Annotated in this window: 14 protein-coding genes; 8 read left to right on the top strand and 6 right to left on the bottom strand. The window is 64.4% G+C overall.

Annotated features, from left to right (window positions below):
• Positions 1-8: 8 nt before the first annotated feature.
• The 4 genes from ppx to AC0L20_RS01310 all read right to left on the bottom strand — a co-directional run bounded on the left by ppx (position 9) and on the right by AC0L20_RS01310 (position 5,161).
• On the bottom strand, positions 9-1,511 hold the full coding sequence (gene ppx, locus AC0L20_RS01325) for an exopolyphosphatase (protein ID WP_247816116.1): 1,503 nt from the start codon (positions 1,509-1,511) through the stop codon (positions 9-11).
• Between the two features lie 15 nt (positions 1,512-1,526).
• Positions 1,527-3,719: an RNA degradosome polyphosphate kinase gene (locus AC0L20_RS01320; RefSeq protein WP_473287457.1), complete on the bottom strand. Its 2,193-nt coding sequence runs from the start codon at positions 3,717-3,719 to the stop codon at positions 1,527-1,529.
• Between the two features lie 128 nt (positions 3,720-3,847).
• Positions 3,848-4,525 carry a P-loop NTPase family protein gene (locus AC0L20_RS01315; RefSeq protein ID WP_473287121.1) on the bottom strand — a complete coding sequence of 226 codons (678 nt, stop codon included), beginning with the start codon at positions 4,523-4,525 and terminating at the stop codon, positions 3,848-3,850.
• 93 nt (positions 4,526-4,618) lie between these two features.
• Positions 4,619-5,161, bottom strand: a complete 543-nt coding sequence (locus AC0L20_RS01310) for a CDP-alcohol phosphatidyltransferase family protein (protein ID WP_027569696.1) — start codon at positions 5,159-5,161, stop codon at positions 4,619-4,621.
• A gap of 155 nt (positions 5,162-5,316) precedes the next feature.
• Between AC0L20_RS01310 and purM the strand changes: the two genes are divergently transcribed.
• Both purM and purN read left to right on the top strand, forming a co-directional pair.
• Positions 5,317-6,390 (top strand): phosphoribosylformylglycinamidine cyclo-ligase, encoded by a 1,074-nt coding sequence (purM, locus tag AC0L20_RS01305; RefSeq protein WP_027569697.1) that lies wholly within the window; start codon positions 5,317-5,319, stop codon positions 6,388-6,390.
• Complete coding sequence (gene purN / locus AC0L20_RS01300) at positions 6,390-7,043, top strand: phosphoribosylglycinamide formyltransferase (protein ID WP_007591940.1); 654 nt, start codon at positions 6,390-6,392, stop codon at positions 7,041-7,043. The genes purM and purN overlap by 1 nt, the downstream gene beginning before the upstream one ends.
• A 95-nt stretch (positions 7,044-7,138) precedes the next feature.
• Here the strand turns inward: purN and AC0L20_RS01295 are convergent, their stop codons facing one another.
• Positions 7,139-7,345, bottom strand: coding sequence for a cold-shock protein (locus AC0L20_RS01295; RefSeq protein WP_007591938.1), 207 nt, complete (start codon positions 7,343-7,345; stop codon positions 7,139-7,141).
• 379 nt (positions 7,346-7,724) lie between these two features.
• Between AC0L20_RS01295 and AC0L20_RS01290 the strand changes: the two genes are divergently transcribed.
• Positions 7,725-8,870 carry an autotransporter outer membrane beta-barrel domain-containing protein gene (locus AC0L20_RS01290; protein WP_473287120.1) on the top strand — a complete coding sequence of 382 codons (1,146 nt, stop codon included), beginning with the start codon at positions 7,725-7,727 and terminating at the stop codon, positions 8,868-8,870.
• 79 nt (positions 8,871-8,949) lie between these two features.
• Here the strand turns inward: AC0L20_RS01290 and AC0L20_RS01285 are convergent, their stop codons facing one another.
• Positions 8,950-9,990, bottom strand: coding sequence for a LysR family transcriptional regulator (locus AC0L20_RS01285; RefSeq protein ID WP_473287119.1), 1,041 nt, complete (start codon positions 9,988-9,990; stop codon positions 8,950-8,952).
• A gap of 71 nt (positions 9,991-10,061) precedes the next feature.
• On the opposite strand from AC0L20_RS01285, the gene AC0L20_RS01280 reads away from it, so the two are divergent.
• From AC0L20_RS01280 to AC0L20_RS01260, 5 genes are all read left to right on the top strand, one after another.
• Positions 10,062-10,679 (top strand): hypothetical protein, encoded by a 618-nt coding sequence (locus AC0L20_RS01280; protein WP_473287118.1) that lies wholly within the window; start codon positions 10,062-10,064, stop codon positions 10,677-10,679.
• Entirely contained in the window at positions 10,666-11,286 is a 621-nt protein-coding gene (locus tag AC0L20_RS01275; RefSeq protein ID WP_007591919.1) for a GNAT family N-acetyltransferase, read from the top strand. The genes AC0L20_RS01280 and AC0L20_RS01275 overlap by 14 nt, the downstream gene beginning before the upstream one ends.
• A gap of 25 nt (positions 11,287-11,311) precedes the next feature.
• Positions 11,312-11,875 (top strand): isochorismatase family protein, encoded by a 564-nt coding sequence (locus AC0L20_RS01270; RefSeq protein WP_247360631.1) that lies wholly within the window; start codon positions 11,312-11,314, stop codon positions 11,873-11,875.
• Positions 11,876-11,905: 30 nt separating this feature from the next.
• On the top strand, positions 11,906-12,076 hold the full coding sequence (locus AC0L20_RS01265; protein WP_473287117.1) for a hypothetical protein: 171 nt from the start codon (positions 11,906-11,908) through the stop codon (positions 12,074-12,076).
• Between the two features lie 158 nt (positions 12,077-12,234).
• Positions 12,235-13,617 (top strand): aspartate aminotransferase family protein, encoded by a 1,383-nt coding sequence (locus AC0L20_RS01260; protein WP_027569703.1) that lies wholly within the window; start codon positions 12,235-12,237, stop codon positions 13,615-13,617.
• Positions 13,618-13,734: the final 117 nt, after the last annotated feature.

Raw genomic sequence — 13,734 nt, 5'->3', positions numbered from 1 at the left:
ATCATGCGCTAGCGCCGCACGATCGAGCCGGCGCGGTTGATCAGACGGGCGAGCGCGCGGAAGCGGCTACCGACGCGGTCCGCGACGAGATCGCCGAGGCGGTGCTCGAACACCAGCAAGAGCTTACGGCCCACGCTGCGGAAATGCGTCGCGGGCAAGACGCCCGGACGCGCCGCCGAGATCAGATGCGCGACGCGGAAGGCCGCGCCCAGCAGGCGGGCGCGTTCGAGTTGCGCCGGCGTCAGCAACTCCTGCATGGCGACCGGCGGCTGGTTCTCCTCGCTGAGCCCCGCATAGCGATAGAACACGGACAGGCCGACGAAGGCGCGCTCGGTGTGGGTGATCGCGCCGAAATTGCCGTTGACGACGAGGCTCAGCGTCTGCTCGCCGCGATGGTCGGGATGCACCCGCCAGCCGATGTCGGACAGCAGGCACGCGGCGTGGCGCAGCCGGCGGTCCTCCTCGGTCTCGCGCAGCTTCACCACACGCGCGAGGCGGTCGGTCCAGGCGATCAGCTCGCGCGCGTGCTTTGCCGAACGCGACAGCAGCTGGTTCAGCTCCTCGGCCGCGCAGATCAGTCCGTCCTTGTTGCGTTCGGACTCCGGCAGCTTCTCGTGGAGCAGGCCCTCGCGCACGCCGAAGGTCGAGAACACGATGGTCTTCGGCTTCGCCACCCGGATGATGTGCTCGAGCACCAGTGCCGCATAGGTGAGGAGCGGGCGCCGGGCGTCGGCGACGATCTCGATGTCGGCGAGCATGCCGGCGGCCGCAAGCCGGCGGAGACGGCGGGAAAAATCGAGCGCCTCGGCCGCTGAAATCGAATAGCCGTGCATCACCTGGAGCGGATAGCCGCTCTGGATGATGTGGATGCGCGCAAGCGCGCGCCAAGTGCCGCCGACAGCGTAGAAGCTGCGGCCGCTCCCTGCCTTGAGCTGCGGCACCCCGTCGAGCGCTTCGCGCACGATGCGGTCGGCGCGTTTCAGGGATTTATGCGCGAGGTCCTGCAGCGCGAGCCCGCCGAGCGGCAGCGTCACGCCGCTGCGCACGGTGTTTTTGCGCACGTCGATCAGTTCGAGCGAGCCGCCGCCGAGATCGCCGACGATGCCGTCGGGATGATGGATGCCGGAGATCACGCCGAGCGCCGACAGCCGCGCCTCGCGCGGGCCCGACAGGATCTCGATCTTCACCGCGCAGATGCGCTCGGCCTTCGCGATGAAGTCGGCGCCGTTGGAGGCGTCGCGGCAGGCGGCGGTCGCAATCGCAAACACCCGTCCGACCTGCATCACCCGGCACAGCGCACGGAAGCGCTTGAGCGAGGTCAGCGCCTTGTCGACGGCGTCGGGGGCAAGCAGTCCCGTGCTCTGCACCTCGCGGCCGAGCCCGCACAGCGTCTTCTCGTTGAAGATCGGAATCAGGCTCCGCGTCAGTCCCTCGTAGACGACGAGACGGACCGAGTTGGAGCCGATGTCGATGACCGCGACGCTCGAGCCGCGCTTGCGCGGCCGCTTCACGTCGACGATCCCGGATCAGGATTGATGACGTTCATTACGGCGCGTGAGGCGGCGCGGCGAGGATTCCTTGAGCGACTTACCACGGCCAGACAGACTCGGATTTGTCATGAAGTAGTTGTGGACGTTGAAAGGCTCCTCGCCCTTCGCGGTCTTCATACGCGTTGAGGACCCGTCCGGCAACAATTGCCAGCTCTGTTCATTGTCCTTGAGATTCGCGACCATGATCTGTTCGAGAACCTGCTGATGCACCGTGGGATTTTGCAGCGGACACAGCACCTCGACGCGGCGGTCGAGATTGCGCGGCATCATGTCGGCCGAGGAGATATACACAGCCGCTTTCGCGCTCGGCAGGCCCTGGCCCATGCCGAAGCAGTAAATTCGGCCGTGTTCGAGGAATCGTCCGATGATCGACTTGACGCGGATGTTCTCCGACAGTCCGGGAATACCGGGCCGCAGGCAGCAGATACCGCGCACCACGAGCTCGACCTGCACGCCGGCCTGTGAGGCCTCGTAGAGCGCGTCGATGATGTCGGGATCGACCAGCGCGTTCATCTTCATCCAGACCGCACCGGGCCGGCCGTGCCGCGCATGCGCGGTCTCGCCCTGGATGTGCTCGATGATGCGCTTGCGCAGGGTCAGCGGCGACACCGCCATCTTTTCCAGATCGCTCGGCGCGGCATAGCCGGTAATGAAGTTGAACACGCGGGCAGCGTCGCGGCCGATGGTCGGATCCGAGGTGAAATAGGAGAGGTCGGTGTAGATGCGCGCGGTTACCGGGTGGTAGTTGCCGGTGCCGGTGTGGACGTAAGTTGTGAGGCTGCCGCCCTCGCGGCGCACCACCATCGAGAGTTTTGCGTGCGTCTTCAGTTCGAGGAAGCCGTAGACGACCTGCACGCCGGCGCGCTCGAGGTCGCGCGCCCAGCGGATGTTGGCCTCCTCGTCGAAGCGCGCCTTCAGCTCGATCAGCGCGGTGACGGATTTGCCGGCTTCGGCAGCTTCCACGAGCGCGCGCACGATCGGTGAGTTGCTGGAGGTGCGGTAGAGCGTCTGCTTGATGGCGACGACGTCGGGGTCGCGCGTCGCCTGCTGGAGAAACTGCACCACGACGTCGAAGGATTCGTAGGGGTGATGGACGACGAGGTCCTTCTGCCGGATCGCAGCGAAGATGTCGCCGCCTTGCTCGCGGACGCGCTCGGGATGGCGGGGCACGTAAGGGGTGAATTCCAGGTCGGGCCGGTCGAGGCGGGTGAGCTGCGAGAGCTCGTTCATGGCGAGCACGCCATCGACCAGGAACACCTCGTCGTCCGCGGTCGACAGGGCATGCTGCACGAAGCTGCGCAGCTGTTCCGGCATCTTGGCGTCGATCTCGAGCCGGATCACCGAGCCGCGGCGGCGGCGCTTCAGCGCCGTCTCGAACAGGCGCACGAGATCCTCGGCCTCTTCCTCGATTTCGAGTTCGGAGTCGCGGATGACACGGAAGGCGCCCTGGCCGTGCAGATTGTAGCCGGGGAACAGGCGGTTGATGAACAGCGCGGTGGCCTGCTCCAGCGAGATCAGCCGGACGACCTTGCCCTCGGCCGGCAGGCGAATGAAGCGGTCGATCTTGCCGGGCATGCGGATCAGCGCGTTCATCTGCTTGCCGTCGGCGGCGCGCGTGAGCTGGAGCGCGATGGTGAAGCCGAGGCTCGGAATGAACGGGAAGGGGTGGGCCGGGTCGATCGCGAGCGGAGTCAGCAGCGGGAACACGTTGCTGAGGAAGTAGTCCTCGACCCAGGTTCGTTCCGCCTTGGTGACTTCCTTGCCCTCGACCAGCACGATGCCCTCGTCGGCGAGTGTCCCGCGCAGGTCGCGCCAGATTGCCTGCTGGTCGGAGGCAAGCTGCGAGACGGTCCGGTTGATGAGCGCGAGCTGCTCGGACGGGGTCAGACCGTCGGGGCTGCGCTCGGCAATGCCCTCGCGCACCTGGGCCTTGATGCCGGCGACGCGGACCATGAAGAACTCGTCGAGGTTATTCGCTGAAATCGACAGGAATCGTACCCGCTCCAGCATGGGGTGGCTGGGATTGACCGATTCCTCCAGGACGCGGCGGTTGAAGTGCAGCCAGGAGAGCTCGCGATTGATGAACCGCTCGGGGCTCGATGCGATCGCCGGCGGGCCTTCGGCCTCCGGGGCTTTTTCTTTAATTTCAACAGCTTGCGCAGAGTCCATCAGAAGTCGATCCATCCAGTTCGCCCCAATTTGCGACTTAGCCGCAAAACCCGCGGGAGCATGTGTTAGAGCGATGACGTTTCGATGACATTGATGTTCCGCCGCCCGGCCGCGTCAAGCCGCCTTGGTCAGACATCCCGGAGCAGCTCGGCCGCCAGGGCCCTTGTGACGGGACGGCCGAGGCGCAGGGCCTCGCTGTCCAGCAGGTCGACTGCCCGTCGGGCGGCGGCCGAGGACCGCTCCAGGCGAGTGGCGAGGTAGCTGACCACGCTCTCGTCCACCGCGAGCTGGCGGTCGGCGCAGAATTTGACGATCAGGCCGCGGAAGAGCTGGTCGTCAGGCGGCAGCAGCGAGATAACGGGGACGGCGCGGAGCCGCGAGCGCAGGTCGGCAAGCTCGATCTCGAGAGAAGCGGGCGCCTCGCGTCCGGTGAAGAGGACGAAGGCGCCGTCCTCACGGGCCAGATTCATCAGATGGAACAGGGCGCGCTCGTCGAATTCCCTGGCCTTGGGGTCCTCGACCACCAGCGCGCCGGTGGCGAGCGCAGCCGGGACGGCTTCGGCGGTCAGCCCATTGGCCGTGGTCGAGCGGGCGCCCGAAGCCTCGGCCCAGATCGCGGCGAGATGGCTCTTGCCGCTTCCTTCCGGGCCGGCCAGCCACATGATCCGGTTCGGCCATTCCGGCCAGGCGTCGACCAGCGCAAGACCGGCGGCATTGACGGGGCCTTCGAGGAAATTGTCCCGGCTCAGGCTCTCCGCATGCGGAAGCGAAAACGCCAATTGTCGGGGATGGACGCGGCCTGGCACGCTTGCTTTGCTCCGTGCCGGCGTGCCGGCTTCGTTTGACGAGATGCGACTTCATCGAGCGGGAGTTGGCCTTTTACGGGGCCGCTTCCCAACTCACTTGGCCTCGATCGTGCTCATGTGCCGCAACCACTCAACGAGATAGAGCGACACGGAGGAGAGCGTGAAGACCGTAACGAGGCCCATCAGGATGATATCATAAGGACCGGCTTTGAAGCCGAAGGCGAGGGCGGCCAGCACCAGCGCTGCGAACGCCACCTGGGCCACAGTGTTGAGCTTGGATACCTTCGAGGGCTTCATCTCCACAGGGCGGTCGAACAGCCACGATATGATCACGGCGGCGACGATCATGATGTCGCGCGAGACCACCAGGATGACGATCCAGCGCGGAATCGCGCCCCAGATGCCCAAGGCCATGTAGATCGAGACCAGCAGCGCCTTGTCGGCGAGCGGATCGAGCAAGGCGCCGAGCTCGCTCGTCATGTTGAAGCGCTTGGCAAGGAAGCCGTCGACCGCGTCGCTGATCCCGGCGATCAGGAAGACGGCGAACGCCACCTCCATTTGGCTCGACACGATGGCCCAGACGATGATCGGGACCAGCATGATGCGGCCCAAAGTAATGATGTTCGGTATACTCACACGGCGCTTCCCGGCACCCGGCCTGACCTCGAATTCGGCCCTTTGGAGGCTGAACCGGTTGATATCTCTACATAGTATACGGAGGCGCGCCATGCGAGCCATTGCGCGTCCCCGGAATTCGACGTAACCAGCCGCAAACCCACTGGAAATCGGGCATGACCGACCGCAAAAACGGCCTCACTTACGCCGATTCAGGCGTCGATATCGACGCGGGCAACCGCCTGGTCGACCTGATCAAGCCAATGGTGCGCGCAACCGCGCGGGCCGGCGCCGACGCCGAAATCGGCGGATTCGGCGGCCTGTTCGACCTCAAGGCGGCCGGTTTCAAGGATCCCATCCTGGTGGCCGCGACCGATGGCGTCGGCACCAAGGTCAAGATCGCGATCGAGACCGGCCTGCATGGCGGGATCGGCATCGATCTCGTCGCCATGAGTGTCAACGATCTCGTGGTGCAGGGCGCCGAGCCGCTGTTCTTCCTGGACTATTTTGCCTGCGGCAAGCTCGATCCGGAGGCGACCGCATCGATCGTCGCCGGTGTCGCCGAAGGCTGCCGCGAATCCGGCTGCGCCCTGATCGGCGGCGAGACGGCCGAGATGCCCGGCCTCTACAAGGACGGCGACTACGACCTCGGCGGCTTTGCCGTCGGCGCCGCGGAGCGGGGCACGCTGTTGCCGCGCAAGGACATCGCCGCCGGCGATGCCGTGATCGGGCTCGCCTCGTCGGGTGTGCACTCCAACGGTTTCTCGCTGGTGCGCAAGATCGTCGAACAATCCGGCCTCGGTTTCGGGGCGCAGGCGCCGTTTGCGCCCGTCATGACGCTCGGCGGCGCGCTGCTGACGCCGACGCGGCTCTACGTCAAATCCTGCCTGCGCGCGATCCGCGAGACCGGCGCGGTGAAGGGGCTTGCCCACATCACCGGAGGCGGCTTCACCGACAACATTCCGCGCGTGCTGCCGAACCATCTCGGCGTCGGTATCGATCTGGCGCGCCTGCCAGTGCTGCCGGTATTCAAATGGCTGGCAGCCCAAGCCGGCATCGCCGAACTCGAAATGCTGCGGACCTTCAATTGCGGGATCGGCATGATCGCGATCGTCGAGCCGGACAAGGTCGACGAGGTCGTGGAGGTCTTCACTGACGCCGGTGAGACCGTCGCACAGCTCGGTACCGTGATCCCGGCTGAGGGCGAGCACCGCGTTATCTATAACGGCCACCTCGATCTGGCGCTGTGATGAAACGCCGCGTCGCCATCCTGATTTCCGGCCGCGGCTCCAACATGGCCGCGCTGATCAAGGGTGCGGCCGCGCCGGATTTTCCGGCGGAGATTTCGCTCGTCATCTCGAACAAGGCCGATGCGCAGGGGCTGGAAAGGGCCAAAGCGAGCGGCGTGAAGACGCTGGTGATCGAAAGCAAGCCGTTCGGCAAGGACCGCGCCGGCTTCGAGAAGGTGCTGCAAGCAGCGCTCGATCAGCACGGCATCGAGCTGATTTGCCTCGGCGGCTTCATGCGGCTGTTCACAGCCGAATTCACAAAAGCCTGGTACGGGCGGATGCTCAACATCCATCCCTCGCTGCTGCCGTCGTTCCCCGGTCTCGACCCGCACGGCCAGGCCTTGCGCGCCGGCGTCAAGCTGTCCGGCGCAACGGTGCACTTCGTGATCCCCGAGACCGACGCCGGCCCAATCGTGATGCAGGGCGCGGTTCCGGTCAGCGACCACGACACGGCGGACACACTGTCGGAGCGTATCCTCGAAGTCGAGCACCGCATCTATCCCGCAGCGCTGAGCCTGCTCGCGACCGGCAAGGTCCGGATCGAAGGCGATGTGTGCAAGACCGCGGGCAGCGGGCCGTCGGAGAATTTTCTGGTTGCGCCGTTGGTGCGGTGAAGCGCCGTCGCACTCGGAATACTTTCATCCCAAACAAAAACCCCCGGCAGAGCCGGGGGCAACGTCATGATCCCTCGCGCAGACCGCGAGAGAAATCAGGAGACCTTGAGGTTCTCCGCGGATGCTTTGCCGCGGTTCTCCACGAGGTCGTATTCAACCACCTGGTTTTCATTGAGGGTGGAGAGTCCGGCGCGCTCGACGGCGGAGATGTGGACGAAGACGTCCTTGTCACTGCCGTTCGGCTTGATGAACCCATATCCCTTGGTCGGGTTGAACCATTTGACGGTGCCCTTTTGCGGCATCCTCAGTCTCCTCCGCTAGATACAAAAACGACGCGGCCGCTTTTCGCGTGCCACGCCACAAACGGGCTTCCGGTAGTCTGTTCGAGTCTTGAGTCTCAATGTCGCGAAACGCACAGTCGAGCGGCCAATTCCGATTGTGTCCGATATTGCAACATGAAAATCGCCCGTTAGCAAGCCGCGCGCGAATTTCAAGTCCGGGCCCGGGGTCGTCATCTGCAATTTACGACCTGTGGCCGGGGAACCACAATCGAGGGCAATCGCCTCGGCGATGAGGTCTGGACCGATTGACCCTCGGGGGCAGTTCAGCACAAATCGTCGCATGCAGTGTGGCGCGTGTTGCATTTTTGCGCGCCGCCATTTTGCTTTGGGATTCATCGTCATGCGCTGCACATTGCAGCTTTCCAGGACGCGGCGGGTGATTGGCGGAGACCGGGTTCGTCGGACGGCGGCCAAGGTCGCGAGTGCCATCGTGCTTGGCTTGGTGACGACGGCTGCTCCCGTTCTCGCTCAGGTCGCCCCGCCGCTGCCACCGCCACCGCCACCGCCTCCCACGCCGTCGGCCACCTCCACCAATTACGACCAATCGGCCGGCAACAGCGCGCTCAATCTCGGGTCGAATTTCCTGGAGCGGCTCGGAAACCAGGCATCTGGCGGCGTCAACCGGGCGTTCCGGACCAATCCCGGCGGCGGCGGCGCATCGGCGGGCGCGGAAGATCCGCGCTACCGCACCTGGTTCGAGGGCTACGGCATCTCGGTCCGGACCGATGCGCAAGGAGACTTTGTCGGCGACAAGCGGAAGACCTTTGGCGGTGTCGCGGGCTTTGGCGCGCGGCTCGCACCGGGCGTCAATCTCGGCTTCTCAGTCGACCAGAGCCACACCGACATCGACGTGCCGCTCGCGCTCCAGTCCGCGACGCTGGACCTGACGCAACTCGGCTTCAGCGGCTCCGTCGACAAGGGCCCGTGGACCTGGGCTTTCGCGCTGGTGCACGGTTTCGGCAAGGTCCGCTCCAGCCGGGATACCGGCCTGGGCCTTGCGACCGCGGGTTATCGCGCCGCAGTCGACGGCGCGCTGAGCGAGATCAGCTATTACTGGACCAAGGACCAGATGCGCATCGTGCCCAAGGGCGCACTGGAATATGTCCGCGCCACCAGCGTCGCGTTCCAGGAGGTTGGCGGCCTCGATCCACTCAATGTCGGCTCGACGGCGCTCTCGCGCGCGCGCGTCATGATCGGAGCCGAGATCGGACGCTACTTCATCTTCGACCAGAAGATCCTGGACCTGTCCGCCTACGGCAAGTTCGTCGACAATTTCCATCAGAACCTGGGATCGGTGCAGGTCAGCCTCGGGACCCAGAGTATCGTCGTTCCCGGCATCGGCGAGAGCCGCTACGGCATGGATGCCGGCGCCTCGGCCTCGCTCAGCCTGACCAACACGGCGCGGCTCTACGTCAACTATGACGGCAAGTTCCGCAGCGAGCTGACGTCGCACCAGGGCACGGTCGGCTTCGAATATCGGTGGTGAGGCGAAGCCTGCCCACGTCCGCCCAGAGCGGGATCTGGAAAACCGCGAAGCGGTTTTCCGGAGAGATCATGTTCAAGCTTCAAGTCGGCATTGCCGCGACATAACCCGTCAATCCAAAGCCCTCGCGCGCGGCCGTCATCATCGGCGCCAGCGCGTTCGGGTGGATGAACTCGTCGCGGAAACAGGGATGGATCTTGGGATCGAAGATTTTCTTCAGCCAATCGACCACGATCTTGTGGCGCTCGGAGGCGCGGAACTCCTTGTGATAGGTGAGCCAGAGATCGGCGTGGTGGCTGACGCCGAGATCGACGGCAACGAGCGGGGCGCCGAGCGCGATCGAGACCGTCGGCAGGAACCCGATGCCGGCGCCGCGCTCCACCGCATAGAGCACGCCGACCGAGGAATTGGTCTTGATCCCGACGATGCCCTCGAGCGACTTCAGTCCGAGCACGCGGGCGTAGGCGCCGTCGTCAACCTGCGGGGCGCTCTGCTTGATGATGCGATGGTCCTTCAGCTCGGCCAGGCTCGCCGGCACGCCGTAGAGGTTTTCGTACTCCTTGGACACGAAGGGATAGATGTGCAGCCGGCCGAGCTTGGCGACGATCAGATCGGGATTGGTCGGCGGCTCGAGCTGGATCGCGATATCGGATTCGAGCCGCGCGACGTCGGCCTGTTCCATCGCGCAGCGCAGATCGACGGTGATCTTGCGATAGGTCTTCTGGAAGTCGATCAGTCGCGGCAGGATCCAGAAATTGCCGGGGCCTTCCGTCACCGCGACGCGCACGGTGCCTGACATGTCGTTCGACGATCGCGAAGCACGCCGGAACACGTTGAAGGCATGACGCTCCATATGCGCGACGTCGGCGATCATCGCGCTGCCTTCGTCGCTGAGCGTGAGCCCGCTCTGGTCGCGCAGGAACAGCTTGCAGTCGATGCTCTCTTCGAGCCGGTCGATCCTGCGCATCAGGGTGGTGGAGGTGAGCCCGAGCTCCTCGGCGGCGTTGCGGAAGCTTTTATATTTTGCGCAAGCTAAAAACAGTTTCAAATCGTCCCAGGACATATCCAGGGCTTCTTCACGGTGCTGCATCATCGCAGCACCCCGGTGCAATAACTGCTGCATACGCCTGATCCCCAGCCGCTAAGCTCTTGGCCATAGCGGGGTACGAAAGCCGCGAACGATAGAGGGGTGACATGGGTATTGAAAGGGGCTCGTTTGCCGCAAGGCATGATTTCGACGCATTGCCGCTCAGTCCGGATGTCGACGTCCGTCGCGCCCAGTTTTCCGAAATCGCCGCGCTTTCGCAGTTGGCGCACCGGCTGGTGCCGGGTGTTCGGATCGGGGCGGCGGAGCTTGCAAAATATTTCGCCTTTGATCCCGAGAGCATCCTGACTTTCAGCCGGAAGGGCAACCTCGTCGGCGGCATGGCCTTCCTGTTTCTCAACGATCGCGGGCATGATGCGCTGCTGCTCGACGAGATCTGCCTCACCGCGCCGGAGACGCGCCATCTCGCGTCCGCGAAGGAAGACGTTTCCGCCATCTACATCTGGGCGATCGCGGCGACGGGGCGCGGCGTCGCCGGTCTCGGCAAGGCCGCGGCTCATCTGAGGCAGCTAAGGTTTCGCAACGCGGATTGCTATGCGCAGCCGTCAACCGTGGCCGGACGCGACATCATGAAGGCGACGGGATTCGAGCCTGTTCCAAGCTTCCAACCCGATCTCTGGTGCTACGAGCGGCCCTGGCATCGGCAGCCGATGCGCATGCCGGGCGCGATCATTCAAGCAAGGAGTTTTGCAGATGCACGGTACTAGGATTCCTCTCGCGAAGCCCGATTCCCGCGCCATCACCATTCGCCTCGCACGCGATCTCAGCGATCTCATGCTGGTCACCTCGATCCGCTCGGCCGTCTATCTCGCCGAGCAGGATTGCCCGTTCGACGAGGAGTTCGACGGCAACGACATGGTCGCCGCGCATTTCATCGGCTATGTCGGCAACGAGCCTGCGGGCTGTCTGCGAGTGCGGTTCTTCGGCGATTTCGCCAAGGTCGAACGACTTGCGGTGCGGCACCAATATCGGCGCTCGCGGGTCTCGTTCAAGCTGGTGCAGGCGAGCGTCGACTATGTGAAGCGCAAGGGCTTTCGCAAGATCTACGGCCAGGCGCAGGACCGGCTGGTCGATTTCTGGGCCCATTTCGGCGCCAAGCCGCTCGGCCACAATCGCAAGATCACTTTCTCCGACTTCTCCTACACGGAAATGCTGCTGGAGATCGAACCGGGCCCGGATGCCATTACGCTGGACAGCGATCCGTACGTGATCATCCGACCCGAGGGCGATTGGGACCGGCCGGGCGTGCTCGACGCCTCGGCAGGACGGGCCGTGACGTCGCCGCTGCGGGACGTCGCGCTCGCTGGCCGTTGAAACTGGTGCAGCTGCGCGCAAAAACATGCTGGTTTCCATCACCGACGATCCGCCGATCCTGGTCTGCGCGGATCTCCAGGTCGAATATCTGACCCCCGGACGTCGCCACGTCATCCTCGACGGCGACGCCGCGACGGCGCGCTGCGTGGAACTGTTGACGTTCTGGCGAGACAATCTCTGGCCGGTGATGCATCTGAAGCGCATCGCGCAGGCCGCCTGGTTCAATCCGGCATCCAAGCTGACCGATTGGATCGCGGAGGCGAAGCCGCGGCCTGGAGAAATGACGTTCGAGCACCCGCTGCCGTCGGCCTACAGTTCGGCGCGTTTTGTGGACTACATGTCCAATATCCGCAATGTCCGTTGCGTGCTCGCGGGCTTTTCCCTGGACGAAACGGTCCTGGCCACCGCCATCGACGGGTTTCACCGCAGTCATCGCTTCCAGGTGGTGGCCGACGCGGTGGCCTGCCGGCAGCCGGGGACTGGCGATGCTGCCGCCTACAAGCATGCGGTAGTGAATGTGATCGGGAATTTTGCTACAATCCAGTCCAGCGCCGAACTGATCAGAACCAGCGGCGCCGTTGCGGTGTAGGCGGCCGCGATCGACGGATGGAGTGGGACATTGTCACGGGGAGATCAGCTCGAGGAGCTGGCAAGCGACCTGTCGCGTGCCGCCGAGGCGGCGCGCCGTCTTGGCCTGCCCACGACGGTGTATCTGCTCTCGATGGCGCTGGTGGAGGTGCGGGAGGCCGCTGCCGGCGATAGCGATGGAAATGACGACGGCGCGGCGTGACAGCTGCCCGATGTGCGGCTTTGTGCAACGCTGCTGAGCGCTTGCTGCCGACGAATTGACGTTGCAAGTTTTGCGCGGTGGCAATAGCCAAGGAGCTGGATCATCAAGTGATGACGCTGGCCGCGCCGGCGACGTGACGCTTTCAAGGATGCCTGCAAATGTCCATGTTGCCCAATTCGCAAGAGGCCCGGGATGTGGCCTACCAGCTCCATCCCTACACCAACGCGCGCGCCCATCAGCAGGCCGGTCCCCTGGTGATCGAACGCGGAGAGGGCCCTTACGTGTTCGACGCCTCGGGCAAGCGCTATTTCGAGGCGATGGCAGGCCTGTGGAGCGTCGGGCTCGGCTTCAACGAGAAGCGGCTGGTCGAAGCCGCGCACAAGCAGATGCAGGCGCTGCCGTTCTATCACACCTTCTCCGCCAAATCGCACGGGCCCTCGATTGATCTCGCCGAGAAGCTGGTGGCGCTGTCGCCGGTGCCGATGAGCAAGGTCTTCTTCACCAATTCCGGCTCGGAGGCCAACGACACCGTTCTGAAGTTGATTGCCTATCGCTCCAATGCGCTCGGCCAGCCACAGCGCAAGAAGGTGATCAGCCGGATGCGCGCCTATCACGGCGTCACGATTGCGTCCGCCAGCCTCACCGGGCTGCCGAACAACCACCGCTCTTTCGACTTGCCGCTCCCGAACATCCTGCACACGGGCTCGCCGCATTTCTACAAGGACGGCGCGCCCGGGGAGAGCGAGGAAGCCTTCGCGACGCGGCGGGCCGAGGAGCTCGATGCGCTGATCCAGAAGGAAGGCCCGGACACGATCGCGGCGTTCTTCGGCGAGCCGGTGATGGGCGCGGGCGGCGTCATCGTGCCGCCGGCGACCTATTGGGACAAGATCCAGAAGGTGCTGAACAAGTACGACATCCTGTTGGTTGCCGACGAGGTCATCTGCGGCTTCGGCCGCACCGGCAAGATGTTCGGCTGCGAAACCTACGGCATCAAGCCCGACGCGATCGTGGTCTCCAAGCAGATCACCTCGAGCTATTTTCCGCTGTCGGCCATCATGATGAACGATCGTATGTTCGAGCCGATCGCCGATGAGAGCAATAAGATCGGCGTGCTCGGCCACGGCTTCACCGCGGGCGGCCATCCCGTCGGCTCGGCGATTGCGCTGGAGAATTTGAAAATCATCGAGGAGCGGGGCCTCGTTGCGCATGCCGCCGAGCTCGGTGGCTACATGCAAGGCAAGCTGCGTGAACTCACCAGCCATCCGCTGGTCGGCGAGGTCCGCGGTGTCGGCATGATCGCGGCGATCGAACTGGTGCTGGACAAGGCGCGCAAGACGGCTGCGGCAACGCCGGGCGCCGTCGGCGGCATGGCCAGCCGCATGCTGCAGGAGCGCGGCGTGATCTCGCGCAACATGCTCGATGCCATCGCCATCTGCCCGCCGCTGATTGTCACCAAGGCCCAGATCGACGAGCTGGTCGCGGCGATTTCAGGTGTGCTGGACGACATGAAGCCGGAAGTGGCGAAGCTGACGCCGGCGTAGGAGGAGCTTTCAGCTTTCACCTCGTCATTGCGAGGAGCGAAGCGACGAAGCAATCCAGACTGAATCCGAGAAAAGATTCTGGATTGCTTCGCTGCGCTCGCAATGACGATGTAGCGA

It is taken from the genome of Bradyrhizobium sp. Kon58 (assembly GCF_055807455.1).
The sequence above is the reverse complement of the archived record's forward strand: the minus strand, read 5'-3'. Positions and strand labels throughout refer to the sequence as shown.

Excerpts from the sequence above, each read along its gene's own strand:
- AC0L20_RS01295 (WP_007591938.1), bottom strand. The coding sequence starts at position 7,345 with ATGCCGCAAAAGGGCACCGTCAAATGGTTCAACCCGACCAAGGGATAT.
- AC0L20_RS01270 (WP_247360631.1), top strand. The coding sequence starts at position 11,312 with ATGCTGGTTTCCATCACCGACGATCCGCCGATCCTGGTCTGCGCGGAT.
- AC0L20_RS01320 (WP_473287457.1), bottom strand. The coding sequence starts at position 3,719 with ATGGACTCTGCGCAAGCTGTTGAAATTAAAGAAAAAGCCCCGGAGGCC.
- AC0L20_RS01275 (WP_007591919.1), top strand. The coding sequence starts at position 10,666 with ATGCACGGTACTAGGATTCCTCTCGCGAAGCCCGATTCCCGCGCCATC.
- AC0L20_RS01290 (WP_473287120.1), top strand. The coding sequence starts at position 7,725 with ATGCGCTGCACATTGCAGCTTTCCAGGACGCGGCGGGTGATTGGCGGA.
- purN (WP_007591940.1), top strand. The coding sequence starts at position 6,390 with ATGAAACGCCGCGTCGCCATCCTGATTTCCGGCCGCGGCTCCAACATG.
- AC0L20_RS01260 (WP_027569703.1), top strand. The coding sequence starts at position 12,235 with ATGTCCATGTTGCCCAATTCGCAAGAGGCCCGGGATGTGGCCTACCAG.
- AC0L20_RS01285 (WP_473287119.1), bottom strand. The coding sequence starts at position 9,990 with ATGCAGCAGTTATTGCACCGGGGTGCTGCGATGATGCAGCACCGTGAA.
- purM (WP_027569697.1), top strand. The coding sequence starts at position 5,317 with ATGACCGACCGCAAAAACGGCCTCACTTACGCCGATTCAGGCGTCGAT.
- AC0L20_RS01280 (WP_473287118.1), top strand. The coding sequence starts at position 10,062 with ATGGGTATTGAAAGGGGCTCGTTTGCCGCAAGGCATGATTTCGACGCA.